Source organism: Akkermansia sp. AE01SA01, assembly GCF_036417395.1.
Lineage (GTDB): Bacteria > Verrucomicrobiota > Verrucomicrobiia > Verrucomicrobiales > Akkermansiaceae > Akkermansia.
This window is the reverse complement of sequence record NZ_CP143890.1, coordinates 757,602-774,649: the sequence shown is the minus strand read 5'-3', so window position 1 is coordinate 774,649 and position 17,048 is coordinate 757,602. Positions and strand designations below refer to the sequence as shown.

At 55.5% G+C, this 17,048-nt stretch carries 14 protein-coding genes and 2 tRNA genes; 5 read left to right on the top strand and 11 right to left on the bottom strand.

What is annotated here, in order from left to right:
• Window positions 1-4: 4 nt before the first annotated feature.
• The 3 genes from V3C19_RS03125 to V3C19_RS03115 all read right to left on the bottom strand — a co-directional run bounded on the left by V3C19_RS03125 (window position 5) and on the right by V3C19_RS03115 (window position 5,210).
• Window positions 5-1,906 (bottom strand): NPCBM/NEW2 domain-containing protein, encoded by a 1,902-nt coding sequence (locus V3C19_RS03125; RefSeq protein WP_295933661.1) that lies wholly within the window; start codon window positions 1,904-1,906, stop codon window positions 5-7.
• 16 nt (window positions 1,907-1,922) lie between these two features.
• A complete protein-coding gene (locus V3C19_RS03120; RefSeq protein ID WP_130083055.1) occupies window positions 1,923-4,073 on the bottom strand; it encodes a hypothetical protein in 2,151 nt (716 codons plus the stop codon).
• Between the two features lie 147 nt (window positions 4,074-4,220).
• Entirely contained in the window at window positions 4,221-5,210 is a 990-nt protein-coding gene (locus V3C19_RS03115) for a malate dehydrogenase (RefSeq protein WP_130083056.1), read from the bottom strand.
• 171 nt (window positions 5,211-5,381) lie between these two features.
• Between V3C19_RS03115 and V3C19_RS03110 the strand changes: the two genes are divergently transcribed.
• Window positions 5,382-6,704, top strand: coding sequence for a UDP-glucose/GDP-mannose dehydrogenase family protein (locus V3C19_RS03110; protein ID WP_290511878.1), 1,323 nt, complete (start codon window positions 5,382-5,384; stop codon window positions 6,702-6,704).
• A 107-nt stretch (window positions 6,705-6,811) separates the two neighbouring features.
• Here V3C19_RS03110 and V3C19_RS03105 read toward each other — a convergent pair whose 3' ends face one another.
• The 6 genes from V3C19_RS03105 to V3C19_RS03080 all read right to left on the bottom strand — a co-directional run bounded on the left by V3C19_RS03105 (window position 6,812) and on the right by V3C19_RS03080 (window position 11,494).
• Window positions 6,812-7,753, bottom strand: a complete 942-nt coding sequence (locus tag V3C19_RS03105) for an Amuc_1434 family mucin 2-degrading aspartic protease (RefSeq protein ID WP_130083058.1) — start codon at window positions 7,751-7,753, stop codon at window positions 6,812-6,814.
• A 96-nt stretch (window positions 7,754-7,849) separates the two neighbouring features.
• Window positions 7,850-8,137: a hypothetical protein gene (locus tag V3C19_RS03100; RefSeq protein WP_130083059.1), complete on the bottom strand. Its 288-nt coding sequence runs from the start codon at window positions 8,135-8,137 to the stop codon at window positions 7,850-7,852.
• Window positions 8,138-8,261: 124 nt separating this feature from the next.
• Window positions 8,262-9,026: a hypothetical protein gene (locus V3C19_RS03095; RefSeq protein ID WP_130083060.1), complete on the bottom strand. Its 765-nt coding sequence runs from the start codon at window positions 9,024-9,026 to the stop codon at window positions 8,262-8,264.
• A 1,234-nt stretch (window positions 9,027-10,260) separates the two neighbouring features.
• Window positions 10,261-10,337: transfer RNA gene (locus V3C19_RS03090), tRNA-Pro, on the bottom strand.
• 37 nt (window positions 10,338-10,374) lie between these two features.
• A tRNA-Phe gene (locus V3C19_RS03085) sits at window positions 10,375-10,450 on the bottom strand.
• A 165-nt stretch (window positions 10,451-10,615) separates the two neighbouring features.
• Window positions 10,616-11,494, bottom strand: coding sequence for a hypothetical protein (locus tag V3C19_RS03080; protein WP_149874166.1), 879 nt, complete (start codon window positions 11,492-11,494; stop codon window positions 10,616-10,618).
• 148 nt (window positions 11,495-11,642) lie between these two features.
• Here V3C19_RS03080 and V3C19_RS03075 point away from each other — a divergent pair, with 148 nt between their 5' ends.
• Window positions 11,643-11,918: a type B 50S ribosomal protein L31 gene (locus V3C19_RS03075; protein WP_130083063.1), complete on the top strand. Its 276-nt coding sequence runs from the start codon at window positions 11,643-11,645 to the stop codon at window positions 11,916-11,918.
• A 105-nt stretch (window positions 11,919-12,023) separates the two neighbouring features.
• A complete protein-coding gene (gene tilS, locus V3C19_RS03070; protein ID WP_330937150.1) occupies window positions 12,024-13,031 on the top strand; it encodes a tRNA lysidine(34) synthetase TilS in 1,008 nt (335 codons plus the stop codon).
• On the opposite strand, the gene V3C19_RS03065 is transcribed toward tilS, so the two are convergent.
• The gene (locus V3C19_RS03065) at window positions 12,985-14,076 is read right to left on the bottom strand and encodes a phosphate acyltransferase (protein WP_130083065.1); all 1,092 of its coding nucleotides are present in this window, start codon (window positions 14,074-14,076) and stop codon (window positions 12,985-12,987) included. The genes tilS and V3C19_RS03065 overlap by 47 nt on opposite strands.
• A gap of 121 nt (window positions 14,077-14,197) precedes the next feature.
• Here V3C19_RS03065 and V3C19_RS03060 point away from each other — a divergent pair, with 121 nt between their 5' ends.
• Window positions 14,198-15,025 carry a histidinol-phosphatase gene (locus V3C19_RS03060; protein WP_238623767.1) on the top strand — a complete coding sequence of 276 codons (828 nt, stop codon included), beginning with the start codon at window positions 14,198-14,200 and terminating at the stop codon, window positions 15,023-15,025.
• 51 nt (window positions 15,026-15,076) lie between these two features.
• Here the strand turns inward: V3C19_RS03060 and V3C19_RS03055 are convergent, their stop codons facing one another.
• On the bottom strand, window positions 15,077-15,859 hold the full coding sequence (locus V3C19_RS03055; protein ID WP_130083066.1) for a hypothetical protein: 783 nt from the start codon (window positions 15,857-15,859) through the stop codon (window positions 15,077-15,079).
• A 191-nt stretch (window positions 15,860-16,050) separates the two neighbouring features.
• Here V3C19_RS03055 and V3C19_RS03050 point away from each other — a divergent pair, with 191 nt between their 5' ends.
• A complete protein-coding gene (locus tag V3C19_RS03050) occupies window positions 16,051-17,034 on the top strand; it encodes a hypothetical protein (protein WP_295931666.1) in 984 nt (327 codons plus the stop codon).
• The last annotated feature ends 14 nt before the right edge of the window (window positions 17,035-17,048 follow it).

The following is a 17,048-nucleotide window of genomic DNA, read 5'->3' as shown; positions in this document are numbered from 1 at the left end:
AATTTTACCGGGTAAGAACGCCGTTGGCAATGATGCCCCAGTCCGCCGTATTCCCGTCTCCGGCGTCATCCACGCGGATTTCCAGCTTTTTCCCGCCTTCCACCGCTACCCGGACCGGCACGGAAGAGCCGTCTTTCAGCACGGGGGATTCAAAAAGCTTTTTCCCATCCAGATAAACGCCAAACCTGACGCTGCCATCGGAGCCGAACGGCAACCCCACATCCGCGTGGAATTCCTTCCAGGCGCCATTCAGATCATAGGCGAAAACCGCCGGGGCATGCGCCAGGATGAAATGTTCCGGACGGCCGATTGTCTTGAAGAATGGAACAGGTCCCAGATCCGACGGGAAGAGGACATCCCACAGAGGAACGGCCCACCCCACCTGCGCTACGGAGGGCTTGCAGTCATTCAGGCTGACGCGGGCAAGGTCCGCCGGGACTCCGGCAGGCGTGAATTCCTGGGAGACGTCCCTGCGTTCCAAGGCGCGCTTCCAGACAGAAAGCCATTCCTTCACCTCCGGCCTGGAGCCATGCCTGCGTTCCACTTCCGCCAAGGCCTTCCCCGCTTCATCCGTGCGGCCGCGCATCCACAGGTTTTGCACATCGCCGAAGTAAACGGACTGTGCCAGTGAAGGCACTTTGGCCCCCTGCTCGTCCAGCCACACGGGCAGCGTGGTCATGCAGCGCGTGCTGTCGCAGTTCAGAACGGCCACGCGCATCTCGATAAAGCCGCCCTTGAACCCGGGCCTGCAAATGGTCAGGTCAAACTCTCCGCTGCCGTTCAAGGCGCCGCCCACGGCATTGGAGTCATAGTCGGAACCGCCGGGCGGGTCCAGATGGGCCACAATCCCGTAAGCCGGGCGGTCAAGCCTGACTTTTCCTTTCAAGCGCAAGCCGTCCTTGACGGGAATGGCCTCCAGCCGTTCAAAGGAACCCGGAACGTACTTGCCGATCATGCGGCCGAAGGAGGCATCCGCGGGAAGGGAGGTTTCCACGCCGTTGAAGAGGGGAACGCTGGCCAGCTTCAAGGCATCTGTCGGCGCCAGGAACGAGCCCTTGCCCTCCTTGCGCAATTCGTTGCCGTACGTATAGTTGCCGGAACCCATCAGTGATTCCCCGGCATCGGGATAATCCCATCCCGTCCCCGTATGGGGAAGGCCGAAGGAGTGCCCCAGTTCATGAGCCGTTCCTCCTATGTAAATGGAGGCATTCTTGCCTTTGGTAACTTTGAAGCGGCCGCCCGTCATCATGGAAGTGTCCAGGAAATTGGCGGGGTCCAGCCCTTCCTGGTCACAGGTCCAGCCAGTACCCTGGTGGCTGAAGCCGCCGCCGTAATAGGGGCCCACACCATCCGGAAGCTGGCAGATGATCAGCACATGCTCTTTTTCAATGTCAATGCCCTTGGAAGCCAGCACCTTCCTGGCGGCTTCACGGGAAACGGGGCCGGAATTCTGCACATTCATCCCGCTCATGGGCTTGTCCACATAAGCGTCATGCACAATCAGGCGCCCCTGGGCGTCCAGGTCCAGCTTGAACGTCAGGGGAGGAAAACCGTTGGCCTGCATCTGGTCCGCATAATAGGCCTGGATATTTTTCAGCAAATGATCATACCGTTCCCGGTACTTGTCCAGGGCCGGCCTGTCCTTGAACGTTACGTAAACCACATGCAGCTTTCTGCCGGACGCGGGTTTTCCCTGATGGTAGACGCTCAGTGTCTTCCAAGCCGCTTTTGCGTTGGCGACATCCCGGGGATTCGCCCTCCAACTCACGGGCAGGCGTGTAAACTCCGCCCCTGCGGGGGCGTCAGACTGAACGGGAGCAGCAGGGGAGACATCTCCGTCCATGCCGCGGGCATTCCATATCCCCGTTCCCAGGGCCAGCAGGAGTACAAAAAAACGTTTAGACATAAAATCCATGAAGTCGTCAGGATATACGCGTGAAACGGAGATGTTTTATCACTGCATCATTCACCAGGCGGTTCATATTCACGGAAAATGAATCATACGCCAGCTCCACGCGGCATGGCCCCGGCTTCAGCACGACCTCCACGGCAGTGGAATAAATGAAGCAGTCCCAGTTGCCAGACCGGGACGTATGGGGAAAGGCCAGCGTGCCCGCCCGCCGCCCGTTCAGATACAGGCTGCGCATGGCGCAGGTATTCCCGTCGGACACGTCATAGGTGCCGTTGGCAAAAAACGCATCCACCCGGTACACGCCCGGACGGTCAATGTTCACGTTGTAAAACAGCGCGTCCGGAGACTTGGTGACGCGGGAGGACCAGACCTCGTCTCCGGCCAGGCCGCAGGGGCGTGTCTCCAGGCGCGAATCCGCGGAAGGATACTCATTGGGTTCATTCAGAAAGGATTCCCTCCCATCCAGAGCAACGGCCATCACCTGGTAATGCGCCTCCCCTTCCGCCGGGGCGGCAATGTAGTAGCAATATTCCGTCTGGGACACGGGAATTCCGTTCCGAAATACACGGTAATAATCCGCGCCGGGAACGGCGGTCCAGGAGATCCCGTGGCGGCTGGCTTTCCATTCGGGGGACGCCAGGCTCCGTTTTACATGCGACAAATTCACTTGCCCGGGATGTTCACCATCCGAGGCCAGTTCCAGTTCCACAGCCTTTCTTCCCTTCCCCCCGGCGGGCAGCACCGGGTCAGCTTCCTGCCCGTTGATCCGGCAGCAGACAATCCGCCTGCCCTGCCCGCTCACCCTGACATCCACCGTCATGCCGCGGTATTCCAGCCCGGACAGCTCGTGCACGCCCGCAAAGGAATCCGGAATGCACGGGCGGAACTCCAGGGAGTCTGGGGAAACGCGAAGTCCGAACAATCCCTTGTAAAAACCTCCCAGCATGCCGGCAATGCTCCAGAGCTGGCTGTCGGAACTGAGCAGGAGTCCCTCGTCCAGCCCAGTTTCCAGAAGAAGGTTCTCCTTGTTGGTGCCGCACAGAAGTGCCGCGCGCACCATGCAGGCCAGCGCCAGGGCCAGCCCGCACTCATTCCCTGTGGCCGCGGCGGCCTGCGCATAATACCCCTCCAGGAACGGCCAGGTGGCCCGGTTGTGGTATGGAGGCACATCTTCCGGCATCTGGGGATGGAAACAGGGAATGCCGTAAACGCAATGGGGCAGTGCTGCCACCATGCGCGCCGCATGGGCGCCATGCGCGTGGCCCAGGAGCACGCAAAGCATATTTCCCAGGCTGTCCACCTTTTCCGACAGAACGGGGTACCCCCGGCCATACAGATACTGTCCGTACAAATCGTTGCCCGGAATGCGGAAAAATTTTTCAACCACTACGGAAAGAGCCGCTCCCTTTCCGTCCCATTCCCGTGCCTTTCCTTCCATCCCCAGCTCCCGGAACATCCGGGCCAGCATTTTCCGGGCCGCGGCGTGCAGAACCATGGTGGAAAGGCAGGAAGAATCCCCGATGTCCGCCGAAGTCATCCAGGCCGGATAACTCTGTTCCCTCCAATCCAGAAAGGAAGACTCTCCTTTCATCAGGCCGCCTGTCATCGTCAGCACCTTTTCATCCTTCAGACAGGTTTTTTCCAGCACGCGGGACGCCCGGAGCAGCCAGTCCCCGTCCCCCGTCAGGCAATACGCCTCCCACGCGGCGATGCACCACACCACCCGGTCTGAAGAAATGGGCCAGGAACCGCCCGTTCCGGTATCCTGCTCCACCTCCCCGTTCCGCACGCGGGCCTGCAGGCTTTTCATGCAGGCCCGGACATTCCACATTCCCAGCCCCAGATGCGTGGCATAGGCGATGTCCCTGGTCCATACCGAGGGCCAGTTGGCTCCGGTACGGAAGGTGCCTTCTTCATTGAGCAGGGCTCCTGCCTCGTTCAAGGCGAGGCAGTAGGCCTTGTTCAGAACCTCAAATCCGCTGCGGTAGCGCGGGCCGTATTCCGTCTCCGGCACAATGCGCCATTCGGAATACCGGCCATTCTTCATCGTCCTCACCCGGCCATCCTTTTCCACTTGCGCCCAATGGAAGTCATCCTGGTTCAAGCGGCTTCCGGTCAGCGTAAACGCTTCTCCCCTGTATAATATGCGGTCCTGGTCCATAAATGAAACGGCATTCGGGTCTATCACCCTGTCTATAACATGAAAATCAATTCCTGTCCCGCTGAAAATGAGGCTTATGGAGTTCTGCACGCAATAAAAAACCGGGCTCCCGCCAGGGAACCCGGTTTACAAAACACAAATCAACGTTTAGTGCTGCAACAGAGAAGTAACGGCGTCGCGTTCCTCCTTCAGTTCATTGACAGTGACGTCAATCTTTTCCTGGGAGAACGCATCGATCGGAAGGCCCTGCACGATTTCCCAGCCGCCGTCCTTGGTGGTGCGGATCGGGAAGGAGCAGATGATGCCCTTTTCAATGCCATAGGAACCGTCGGAACAGACGGCCACGGAATACCAGTCGCCTTCGGGCGTCTGGGTAGCCAGGCTGCGCACGGTATCTACGGCGGCGGAAGCGGCGGAAGCGGCGGAGGAAGCTCCGCGAGCCTTGATGATGGCGGCGCCGCGCTGCTGGACGGTGGTGATGAAGTCGCCCTTGAGCCATTCCGTATCCTTGATGACTTCCGTCACCGGCTTGCCGCCGATCTTGGCATTCGTGAAATCCGGATACTGGGTGGAGGAGTGGTTGCCCCAAATGGCCACGTTGGTCACTTCCGTCACATGAACCCCAGCCTTTTCAGCAAGCTGGCTTTTGGCGCGGTTTTCATCCAGGCGGGTCATGGCGAAGAAACGGTCGGACGGAACGCCGCTGGCGTTATGCATGGCGATCAGGGCGTTCGTATTGCACGGGTTGCCGACGACCAGCACGCGCACATCCTTGGCGGCGCTGCGGGCGATGGCCTGTCCCTGGCCGATGAACACCTTGCCGTTGATATCCAGCAGGTCCTTGCGTTCCATACCGGCCTTGCGGGGTACGGAACCTACCAGAAGGCACCAGTTGGCGCCGGCGAACGCTTCATCCGGATCACTGGTGGGGACGATCTCGTTGAGAAGCGGGAACGCGGCATCACGCAATTCCATCACAACGCCTTCCAGGGCATTCATGGCCGGCGGAATTTCCAGCAGGCGCAGATTGATGGGCTGATCCGGTCCCAGCATGCTGCCGGAGGCAATGCGGAACAGCAGGGAATAGGCAATTTGTCCGGCGGCTCCTGTAACGGTAACGGTGATAGGTGTTTTCATAACTTAAACTAAAAATGGACAGATTTGCTCTGTCTGGCCGCAGGTATAACACAACCGGAGAGGGTGCTCAATCAGTAACTTTTTATGTTGGCAAAAAAAAGCATTCCTCATTATGCTTGAATATGCCCTTGCACGCATTTATTCTTTTTTTACTAATTTTTTACTTTCATCATGAATTTAACCATTATCGGAAGCGGATATGTTGGACTGACTACGGGGACCTGCTTCGCGGAAATGGGCCACCATGTCATCTGCGTAGACAATAACAGGGAAAAAATAAGGACGCTGCAATCCGGGTCCATTCCCATTTACGAGCCCAAACTGGAAGACCTCATCAGGAAAAACGTGGCCGTGGGGCGGCTGGAATTCTCCCCGGACATCGCTTCATCCATCCCGCAAAGCGACGTCATCTTCATCGCCGTACCCACGCCGCCCAATACGGACGGCTCCGTGGACCTGACCTACATTGAAAAAGTGGCGCGGGAAATCGCCGAAGTCCTGAAGCCGGAAATGGGCTACAAGGTCATCGTGGACAAATCAACCGTACCCGTCAAAACAGGGGAAAAAGTCAGGCAGACCATTCAGCGCTACGCGGGGACGGACGTTCAATTCGACATCGTCTCCAATCCGGAATTCCTGCGGGAAGGCTGCGCCGTGAACGACCTTCTCCATCCGGACCGCATCGTCATCGGGGCCAATTCCGAACGAGCCATGAATGTCATCAAACGCGTTTACCAGCCCATCCATGCCCCCATTCTGGAAACGGACGTCAATTCCGCGGAACTCATCAAGCATGCGGCCAACTCTTTCCTGGCCCTGAAAATTTCCTACATCAACGCCGTGGCCAAGGTATGTGAAAAAACCGGGGCGGACGTGGAGCTCGTCGCGGAAGGCATCGGGATGGACAAGCGCATCTCCCGCCACTTCCTCAATGCGGGACTGGGCTACGGCGGATCCTGTTTCCCGAAGGATGTGAAAGCCTTCATCAACATCAGCCGTACGCTGGGCATTCCCTTCACCCTGCTGGAGGAAGTGGAACGCATCAACGACTCCCAGCACACGCACTTCCTGGATCAAATCAGGGACCGCCTCTGGGTGCTCAAAGACAAGAAAATAGCCGTATGGGGCCTGGCCTTTAAACAGAACACGGACGATATACGCGAATCCATCTCCCTCAAGCTGTGTGAAAAACTCCGCAAAGAAGGGGCCATCGTCACCGCTACGGACCCCAAAGCCATCGGCACGGCACGTTCCAGACTGGAGGAACTGGGCATCACTCCGGTGGAGGATATGTACGAATGCGCACGAGACGCGGAAGTGCTGATCATCGCCACGGAATGGAGCGACTACGCCAATGCGGACCTGCAAAAACTGGCGGAAGTCATGCGCAACCGCATCATCTTTGACGGAAGGAACATCCTGTCCCCAGCCAATATAACAGCCGTGGGATTTGAATACCACTCCGTGGGCCGTCCTTTCATAGAAGAAGCCTGATTCCGCCGCAACCGGCGCAGGCGCCTGGACAAGCAATTTAAAAAAGACCCCAGAGCGTTGATCCGCTCCGGGGTCTTCCATCATTAATGCGCTATCCTGCCAATTCTTTAAAACTCAAACTGAAGACCCGCGCGCAGATAAAACCCGGGATCATAATGGCGTTTCTCCAGTTCATGATTCCCGTTGCTGGTCTTGAGCGTGCCGGAATTCCCGAAAGAAAAGCCTACGTCCGTCATCAGCCTGGGACGCACGCTTCCCCAGCGGCCCAAACCGATATTGGCCCCCACTCCGGCAATGCCGGAAATCCACTCGAACTGCCGCACGCGGCGGTCATGATGGATTGTCCAGGTACCGGACACGATGGAAACGAAAGGCCCCCACGTCAGCCCTTCTCCCACCTTCTTGGTGTAGGAAAGGCGCGCGCCTTCAAGCTGAAGGCTCCAGTTGTTGCCCGCCTTCCACTTGAACTGAAACACGGGGAGGAGGGGAGCTTCCCCAAGCTGGGGGTAGTAACCGATGCCGATGCCGTAGCTGAACCGATCATTCAAAGGCCCGGCAATCATGGCATGGCCGCCGAAAAAGATATTGTTATGCGTCCAGGTATCAAAATCCGTGGAAATCTCCGGCGTCAAGCCAAACACCAGGCGCGTCTTCCCTGAAATAACGCAGGAGGCATTCATGTTCAGCCAGATCGTGTACAAGCGGTCCACATCCATTTCATCCGCCCCCTGCCCGTTGAACCAGGTCATCCGCAGGGCCGCTATTGCGGAAAAATCCCAGGAACCGCTGGACATGCGGCACAGGTTCACGTCCGTCAACCAGTTCTGGATATTTACATGGCCATGCCCGTTTCGGGAATCCATCGGCCCCAGCAGCTCGAAAAAAGACTGGGTGGGAAAAATGGATCTGGTGGAAGAAGATTCCGACACTGGAGCCGGAGCGCTGTGGTAGCTTCCGGAATAAGACTCGGCGTAATAGGCGGAATCATAGCCATCGGAAGAATCGGAATCCGGGTAGGGGAGAGTTTCAGCCTGGGCTGCAAGGGACATGCCGGCCACAAGAGAGAGACTCGACAAAAATCGAATGGACATGACGGGAAAATATATGCGCGCGTGCAAGCGGTCAATCAAAAGATATACAAATGACTAATTAATTGATCCCCCCTGTCTGAACAGCAACGCAACCATCATCATTACGGCGACGAGAAACAGGTACCAGCGGGCAACTTTACTGTTCCGGATACACGCCCCCGCACACACAAGAGACACGACAAAACAAACCACCGCCACCAGGAGCATTCCCCGCCCCAGCATGGGAAAATCCAGCGCCCCTGCCCCCGCCGCGAGAAGCGTCCCCGCCACATACCCGGCAAACGACCACCTTAACCCCGCCAGCCAGGAAAAGAAGGCTGTTTTCCGTTGGCTCCGCTTCATATAGCTACTGTGCGAGCCTCCTTGCGAATCTCAAGCAAAAAATTCGGAATCCTGATGGCATCAACGGAGAAATACCAGCTGAAAACCACAAAACAAGAATACTAAAGAGTGGAACAAGTTGTCTTCATTCTTTTTGCCGTTTCCTTTCCTCGTGCCAACGGATGTTGGATACTTCCCTGGCTCTGCGGTCGCGTTGCGTAATAGAATAGTTAAATTCCTCTAATTTCCTTTGAGCCAGATCAAGATCATAAACCGCCGGCGCTTTTCCATGCAGGATAAGACATAGTGTTTTCAGAACAGGCAGCATTTCACCAACTGAAGCATATCTTGTTTTTACCGTTTCAGGGGTAACAAAAGTAGCAGGATCTGTAAATCCCTTGAATGCCAATCCCGCATTTTTATAAGTAAAACAAAGAACATCGTCACCTTTGGTCATAACCCAACAATCGTTACTCAATACTATTTCCTTATAAAGGGAAGGCATAGTCCAATAATTAAACGAAACCCACTCAAAAATGACCATATCAGTTCGTACACCGAAAATGCTTTTGGAATATCGGATATCCAGTGAACTATTTATACGACCCTTTTGATCGCAATAGAGGACAGTATTTCCCTCATCAGCAGTAAGAAAGAAAATTCCATTCTCCACTTTTAATCCATTGAGGATTTTTTTGAGATCAGGAGCCTTCTCCATGAGCTTCTTGCTTCCAAAATGAAATTCCGTATTTTTTAATCTACTCAATCCCTGCAATCTGATACTCTGAATAGCAGAACGTGTTGATGCATTTTCCTCCGGGACTACTACCATAGGCTCCAGAGCGAAAGACAAAGCAGAAGCATATGACAGCACAATTAATTTTGCGAATATTTTTTTTATTTTAATCATGGGATAATTGGTGCAATTGCCGTTGGGACAATTATATCGTTCCTATTACGACATAAAGATTATATTTGTCAACAATAATTATTAGATCAATAATAAAAAATTCATAGACATATTTAATATTAAAAAATGTGAGAAAATAAATTAATATTAAATCCAACGTACGCATAATTGATAAATTCAGATTAACTCCGTATAAAGCTTTATTATCCTTACCCCCTGCTATTAAAAATAGATCTTCCACTTTTTTCTCAAAACTACAATCTGCATCAACGCTTACGGAAGCCGGGGGTTTCCAAAGTATTTTGCTGCTTCCTGTTTTATATCATCTTCCCATCCTATCTTGTCAAAAGTGAAAGAAGCAATATTCCTGTTGCTAACATAGAGGAATTTTGATCGAACCCTATCCAGCAGCATTTCCTATTGCTGCTCCAAAGCCTTAATCCGTGTTTTTTCTTGCCGTTGTTCATATCTCTAGCGACTCAAGCAATCGTTCATAACGAGAGTCCAGTCCATGCCTTTCGAGTATCTTTTGAATGGTTGGTTTAGAACAACTTTTAGCTTCCAGTTGAAGAAGATGCCCAATATATCCGCATCCTTTGGTGAGATATTGGACACTAAGTTCCAAGATTCGTCGTTCAACTTACTTGGGGAGTTGTTTGACGGTGGCTTTTATGGATGGGAGGCAGGCCTCGAAACCCTTCAAATCCGAGGGTTTGGAATCTACGCTTATACTCGTAGAAGCGTGTTCTTGAGATGCCCCGCTCCTGGCAGACTTTGGTGACATTGCCCAGCATTTGAACCAGTTGGAGCGCTTCAAGGCGCTCCCGCATGATTTTCGGTTCTACTTTAAAATCGGTGAATGAGTACTATCAAGACTAAAACAACAGAAAGAAGAACCCCGAAAGACAACGCCTGCTGCCCAAAAAACGTTCCAGTGAGCAATACAGACTAGCCATTGCTCGTAAGTTTAGCCTCTCTTCAAGCACGGTGGAGCGCATCATCCATGAACGCTTCCCTATCAAAATCAAGCAAGCCTTAAATTATCGTAATTTCGAGAACTACCTCCGCGTGCGGGGGGGGGGGGGGCCGTTATGAGCAGTCTCTCCAAAATCACGCTTCCCTCCAATTTTGGGTTGACCCATCAACCGCAAGAATAATCTATTTTACGGACAACCAATGAGAAATAACTCTAAAAACAAAAACCCGTAAATCATTTGATTTACAGGTTTTGAAATGGTCGGGAAGACAGGATTCGAACCTGCGACATCCTGCTCCCAAAGCAGGCGCTCCACCAGGCTGAGCTACTTCCCGAATAAAAAGGTGGGATTAAAAAGAATTGGGATAAAAATGGTGGCTCGGGACGGGATCGAACCGCCGACACGGGGATTTTCAATCCCCTGCTCTACCGACTGAGCTACCGAGCCACTTGCTTGCACGAGGAACGTGCTTGCGGGGCGCAATCTATCACTGCCCTTTCAGGATTGCAACAACAAAATACCATTTTTTCATTTTCTAGGCTTCATGTCCGGCACGAGACGGGAAAAACATTTTCCAATCCCCCTGTCCCCTTTTGCATCTCCGCCGACCCGTCAGGAGGAAGCCTGTGCCAGCAGCCCGCTCAGCACCATCGGAAAGATCAGCGCAACCCAGGACAAGGTGTGCAGCATCAGAGGAGGCATGTTTTTTTTCAATCTGTCCAGTACAAACATGAAGGCGCCCGCCATGGCCAGGCCGTAATAAATCCAGGCATCAGCTGTGTATTCCTGCGCTGCGGCGGCCAGACAGAAAACCACGTAGATCACGATAACGCCCATCCAGACGAGAGCTACCATGTCGCGGGCAACGGAATCCTCCCCCTCTTTTTCCCGCTCTTCCTCGTTCCATCTTTCCCGGCTGAACATGCCCAGCACCACCAGAGCCGCGAGATACCAGGTGGACGTAGAAAGCTGGGAGCCCCAGCCGCCGCCCAGGCTACCGTAAAAATAGGCGGGAATGCCGGCGCCGGTAGCAAAGGCTACGGAGGCAAAGAAAGCCCCCAGGCCGAATCCCGGGGATATCCCTCCCCTCCGGTAAGGATTGGTGGAAAAGAACAGGAAAAGGATGCTGAATACGCCTGGAAGCAGGGCAAATTCAAAGATCACGACACCCAGCTGGAAAAACATGATCCACAATCCCGTCACGGCGGCCACCGCGATCAGCAGGCAGATGACGAAGCAGTGCCTTCTGGCGAACATCAGGCATTCATCCGTATGAACGGCGGGATCACCGCGGAAGACTTTAAGCACCCTGTCCAGCATGTTGACGCACCAGACGGCCACGAATAGGAACTGGTACAGCCAGGGAGAAGAAACAACCACCAGATGGGACTGGCTGACGGCAAAAGCCCAGGCCATGGCGGCACAAGGGATTTCCAGCCCCATCAGGGAAAACCACGCCCACCAGGGAGGCCTCTTCAAGAATTGTTCCATTTTTTGCAACATCATCCCGATAACAAGGCTCGTATCAAGCTCCGGCACCGTCATCGCCAAAGTTCCATTTTTTTCAAAGGCACGCTTGACATGGAGGTTAAGGTCCCTATACTTGTGCTCCCTTGCGTTGGAAACGCAATACATGATCATGAAGAAAGATATCCATCCCCAGTACAATCCGGTTGTCTTTGTCGACATCTCCACCGGCCGCCGTTTCGTGACCCGTTCCACCACCCGTTCCCCGAAGACGGAAGTTATCGACGGGGTTGAGCATTTCGTGATTTCCTGCGGTATCACCTCCGATTCCCACCCGTTCTTCACCGGCAAGAACCAGTTTGTGGACACCGAAGGCCGCATCGACAAGTTCCAAAAGCGTTTCGGCTCCGTCCGCCGCAGCGGCGGCAAGCCCAAGCTCAACAAGTAAGAGCCGCTTCATTTCCATTTTCCCGCCCCGTTTTCTTCCCGGAAAACGGGGTTTTTCATTTGCAGGCTTCTCATTGCCCCGCTTTTCTGCTTCATTGGACTTATCATGTCGCTGACCCCGGACCATTTTGACAGCCAGTCTGCGGAACTCCTCCGTTCCGGCCGTCCCGTGCTGGCTGGCATCAGCGGCGGCCGGGATTCCATGACCCTGCTTTCCCTGCTTTCCGGAATGGAAGGGTGCCGCGTCATTGCCTGCCATGTGCATCACGGCCTGCGCCTGGAGGCGGATGAAGAAGCGCAGTTCGTCCGGGAGTATGCCGCATCCACGGGCGTTCCATGCGTTTGGAGGCGGGCGGACGTGGCCGGCATGGCCCGCGTCCAGGGCATTTCCACGGAGGAAGCGGCCCGGAAAACACGGCAGAACCTGTTTCTGGAATGGGCCGCGGAATATCCCGGGGCGCTCGTAGCTCTGGCGCATCACCGCAACGACCAGCAGGAAACGGCCCTGCTCCATTTGTGCCGCGGGGCATCCGGCATTCACGGCATGTCCCCCGTATCCATCTGGGAAAACGGGCTGACTGTCGTACGCCCTCTGCTGAATTTTTCCAGAAAGGAAATCACCGCCTATCTGGAGGAGAAAAACATTCCGTGGAGGGAAGACGCCAGCAACCAGTCCACCGAATACACGAGAAACGCCCTGCGCCACCACATCATCCCCCATTTGGACAAAATATTCCGCAGGGACACCAGCCTTTCCTTTTCACGCGCCTGCCGGATTGAGAACCAAATCCGCACCGCCCTGGCCCAGGCTCTGGAAGCCATGGACCTGACCGACCCCCAGGGGCGGCTGTACCTTCCCGGCGTCAACAGCCTTCCGCAGGAGTTGAAGCAATGCGCCGTGCATCATTACCTCCGGCAACAGTCCATACCGGACCTGACAGAAGCCGCCGTGCTCCGGGTCATGAAGATTCTGGATGCCGGAGGCCCTTCCCGTACATCCCTGCCCGGCGGAAAGATAGCCGTGCGCAAGGAAAAGCGGCTGTTTGTCAAAGACGCACCGCCGCAGATCAATAAAGGGGAGCCACGCCCTGCGGATACAACAGGTGGAATTTGATGGCTTCATTGCCCACCACCAGCGCGGTGCCGAACATTCTGTCTTCATCCGTCAAACGCGGAAGCTGGGCGATCGGAAAAAGAAGCCCCCCCAGAATCAGGCCGTAGTTGCACACGGAGGGCATCATGCAAATCAGTTTTTTGGAGATATCCGCCGCATCCAGTGTGGGAAACACCCACACGTCGCTGGGCTGGAGCAGGGAGGTGCGGTGCACGCGCACACTGTAGGAGTCCGGAGACAGGGCAGCATCAATCTGAATTTCACCTTCCACGGTGATCTCATTGTCCAGACATTCCTTTTCCACAACGCTCCGGGCCAATGCCGTGGCGGCACGGGTACGGTCCGCAGCCAGTTCCGGAACGGAACCGTCCGTTGAAGCGCTCAACATGGCCACGCGGACACTTTTGCCCAGCATGTGCCGGGCCATTTTGGCCGTTTCCACGGCAAAGTAGGCCATGTTCTCCACCGTGGGATCAGCGGTCACGCCCGTATCCGCCAGGAAGTAAATGCCCCGGCCTCCAAATTTTTCAGCAAATTCCGGAACCATAACGATGGAGATGGCAAACAGGGGCTTCGTGGGCACGGGGTCCTGCCGGTATTTGTTCACGGCGCGGAATACGGAAGCCACTCTTTTCATGTTCCCGGCCACAATGGCGTCCGCCTGGCCGTAAAGCACCATCATGGCGGCAAAGTGCACCGGTTCGGAGACAATTTCCCGGGTATTCATGGGCAGGCCGTTCCCGAACATCTGTTCCGCCCGTTCATAACGGTCACAGAACATTTGAAGATCAGAGCTTTTTTCCGGTTCAATGATGCGTACGAATTTCAGGGAAATTCCATTCATTTCCGCCATGCGCCGGATAATTTCCTTCCGGCCCAGCAAAATGGGAACACCAGCCTGTTCGTTCACGAAACGTTCGGAAACACGCAACACACGCACATCCTCCCCTTCCGGGAAAACGATGCGCTTGGGGTGCCGCTTCAGGTTGTCCAGCAGCGGCCCAGTGAAGTCATTCAACGGAGAAAAACCTTGCCAATCACTCATAATGTCACGTGTCCTATTCAATGGGACTCTAAAAAAACCTGTCCATAAAAGCAACTCATAAAGTCAAAGACCGCAAATAATCGGAAAAAACCGTTCTTCGGATTGAATCAGGCATGCCGCCATGCTAGCATGTGCCTTCCTCTTCATGTATTGCGATTACCATACACATACGCCCCTGTGCCTGCACGCCTCCGGTACGCCGCAGGAATATGTGCAGTCAGCCGTTCGCGCCGGACTGCGGGAATACGGCATTTCTGACCACGCCCCTATGCAGGAGGAGCCGTTTGACGACTGGCGCATGAAGCAGGCGGACATGGGAGCCTATCTGGACTGGATCAGGGAGGCTACGGAACTCGCCGCCCCGCACGGGCTGGCGGTGAAGGCCGGACTGGAATGCGAATGGTTCCCGGGCATTGAGCCCTGGACGGATCACCTGCAAAGCCTGTATGCCTGGGATTACCTGATCGGTTCCGTCCATTATCTTGGAGAAAAGGAGGAATTCGACAACCCCTACAAGATGGATTTCTGGAACACGACGGATGTGGAGGATGCCTGGGAACAATACTGGAAACGCTTCCGGGACATGGCAGCCTCAGGCTTGTTCCAAATCATGGGCCATGCGGACCTGATCAAGAAGTTCGGCTTCCGGCCCGGCGGAGACCTGCGCCGCTATTATGAACCAGCCCTGGAAGCCATAAGCCGGTCCGGCGCCTGTCTGGAGATCAATACAGCCGGATGGCACAACAAGTGCGCCGAACAGTATCCGGACGAACTTTTCCTGCGGCTGGCGGCAGAAATGGATATTCCCCTGACCATCAGTTCGGACGCCCATGCTCCGGAAAACATCGGCCGGGATTTTGACCGCGCCGCGGAACTGGCGCGCCGGGCCGGGTTCAGGCAACTCGCCTCTTTCGATTCAGGGAGTATGCTGCTGCATCCTCTGAATTGATGCAGCATAAATCAAGGCCGCCCTTTCCCGCCTGGGCGGCAACCTGTCGTGTCACCTTCCAATCGTGGTCCCGTAAGGCGACTGTATCGGGCGCACGGGAGGAGGAACGGGCTGGGGCCTGGGCGGTGGGGGAGGAGGATTGGGCCGGATAATGACAGGCGGCGGATAGTTCCAGGGCCTGACGATGGGTGTGACCACGACGCGCTCCGTTTTTGGCTGACTGGCTACCTCACGGATTTCACCCTGCAACTGGTTGACCTGCTTGTTCAAGTCCGTGATTTTTTTCTGGGTGCCGTCTTTCAGGGCCAGGTATTTCTTTTCCAGATCCTTCCAATACAGCTCGGCATCTTCCCTTTTTTTACGAATGGAACTGATCTGGTCCTGGTAGGTTCTAGCCCTGGCGCGGAAGACTTTGGCATCCTGCGGCAGCCCTACCCGGTCCGCTTCCTGCGCATTCCACTGGAGGGCGATGACTTCGGCCTCTACACGGGAAAGATCCCCCATCAGAAGGAACATGCGGACAACGTCCTCCCCCTCCAGGTAGCGTGGATGGCGTTCCGCTTCCGAGAGGGATTCACGGAATTTCCTGGCCTCTTCCTCAGCCGCTTTTTTGACCGCTTCCGCCTTTTGCCTGCGGATGGCTTCCTCGCTCCGTCGCTTTTCCAGCCGTGCGGCCACCTCATCCGGCGTCATCCCGTAAGCCTTCTGCTGTTCGTCCGTCAGCTCCTGGTAGGGGACTTTCGCCACGCCATCCGTATATTGGACGCTGACGAAGTCATCCCCGGAAGATACCACGCTGGCATCTTTCAGAACCCTGCCGGACCGCAAGGCCATATTATCTGCCAGGGAGGCGGGCAGCAGGACACACAGAACTAGTAGACAGACTCCAGGTTTCATACAATTCAACGGTTCTACCTAGATAAGAGGCGCCAGAAAAGAAATTTATTCAAAAAAAGATGACCAGATGTTATTGCTGGCACGTCGCCCCCCTTTTCGTTAGAGTTTTGTGAAGCATTTACACGTTTATGAATTCACATTCGTCATCCTGGAGTCCTTTACCCCCACTTCCCGATCCGGAAGGGTTTGCCGGCATGTATGCGGGAACCCACGGAAATATTCTTATTTGTGCAGGCGGAACGAATTTCCCCGGCAAGCCCATGCTGGAGGGAGGCGTCAAAACCTGGACGGACCGTGTTTTCACCCTGGAGCCGGGAAGCCCTGCGTGGCGGGAAGCTGGCGTACTGCCTTCGCCGTATGCCTACGGAGCGTCCGCCAGCCTGGAAGACGGCCTGTTGTGCATCGGCGGATGCGACCAGAAAGGCCACCGCAGGGATGTTTACCTGCTGGGAGTTTCCGACGGGACCTTGATCGTCTCCGCTTTTCCCTCCCTCCCAGTCGCGCTGGCCTACACGGCGGCAGCCGTGCTGGACGGCAAAGTGTACCTTACGGGCGGCTGTGAATACTCCGGAGAGCAGGACTGCACCAACCGGATGTTCATGCTGGATTCCGCGAATCCCGGCCAAGGCTGGCAGGAACTTCCCGCACTGCCCGGGAGAGGCCGCTTCCTGCACCAAATGGCTTCGGTTAACGGTGTTCTGTACGTCCTGGGCGGCATCGGCCTGAAAGAAGAGAACGGCCGCCAGGTCCGGGAACTACTGACGGAGGCATGGAGCTTCACCCCTTCCGGCGGATGGACGCGGCAACCGGACATGCCTTATGCCATTGCAGCCGCGCCCACTCCGGCCCCAGTCTCCCGGAGCGGGGTCATCTACCTGCTGGCCGGGGACGACGGCTCTGGCAGGAAATACACGCCGCAGACCAATCCCGGCTTCAACAACCAGTCCCTGTGCCTGGACACGGCAACGGCGGAATGGCACGACGGAGGCCCTATCGGAGCACCGCGGGCGGTGCTTCCCTGCTGCGCCTGGGAAGGCCGCTTCATCGCGGTCAACGGCGAACTTAAGCCCGGCAGACGCTCCCCCGAAGTCTGGAGCATTTCCCTTTCCTGATTTTTCCAGCACCA

What these genes read in the sequence shown, in the direction of transcription:
- V3C19_RS03050 (WP_295931666.1), top strand. Translation starts at nt 16,051, where the DNA reads ATGAATTCACATTCGTCATCCTGGAGTCCTTTACCCCCACTTCCCGAT.
- V3C19_RS03125 (WP_295933661.1), bottom strand. Translation starts at nt 1,906, where the DNA reads ATGTCTAAACGTTTTTTTGTACTCCTGCTGGCCCTGGGAACGGGGATA.
- V3C19_RS03060 (WP_238623767.1), top strand. Translation starts at nt 14,198, where the DNA reads ATGCTAGCATGTGCCTTCCTCTTCATGTATTGCGATTACCATACACAT.
- V3C19_RS03105 (WP_130083058.1), bottom strand. Translation starts at nt 7,753, where the DNA reads ATGTCCCTTGCAGCCCAGGCTGAAACTCTCCCCTACCCGGATTCCGAT.
- V3C19_RS03115 (WP_130083056.1), bottom strand. Translation starts at nt 5,210, where the DNA reads ATGAAAACACCTATCACCGTTACCGTTACAGGAGCCGCCGGACAAATT.
- V3C19_RS03080 (WP_149874166.1), bottom strand. Translation starts at nt 11,494, where the DNA reads ATGGAACAATTCTTGAAGAGGCCTCCCTGGTGGGCGTGGTTTTCCCTG.
- V3C19_RS03100 (WP_130083059.1), bottom strand. Translation starts at nt 8,137, where the DNA reads ATGAAGCGGAGCCAACGGAAAACAGCCTTCTTTTCCTGGCTGGCGGGG.
- V3C19_RS03055 (WP_130083066.1), bottom strand. Translation starts at nt 15,859, where the DNA reads ATGGCCTTGCGGTCCGGCAGGGTTCTGAAAGATGCCAGCGTGGTATCT.
- V3C19_RS03120 (WP_130083055.1), bottom strand. Translation starts at nt 4,073, where the DNA reads ATGGACCAGGACCGCATATTATACAGGGGAGAAGCGTTTACGCTGACC.
- V3C19_RS03065 (WP_130083065.1), bottom strand. Translation starts at nt 14,076, where the DNA reads ATGAGTGATTGGCAAGGTTTTTCTCCGTTGAATGACTTCACTGGGCCG.
- V3C19_RS03095 (WP_130083060.1), bottom strand. Translation starts at nt 9,026, where the DNA reads ATGATTAAAATAAAAAAAATATTCGCAAAATTAATTGTGCTGTCATAT.
- V3C19_RS03110 (WP_290511878.1), top strand. Translation starts at nt 5,382, where the DNA reads ATGAATTTAACCATTATCGGAAGCGGATATGTTGGACTGACTACGGGG.
- V3C19_RS03075 (WP_130083063.1), top strand. Translation starts at nt 11,643, where the DNA reads ATGAAGAAAGATATCCATCCCCAGTACAATCCGGTTGTCTTTGTCGAC.
- tilS (WP_330937150.1), top strand. Translation starts at nt 12,024, where the DNA reads ATGTCGCTGACCCCGGACCATTTTGACAGCCAGTCTGCGGAACTCCTC.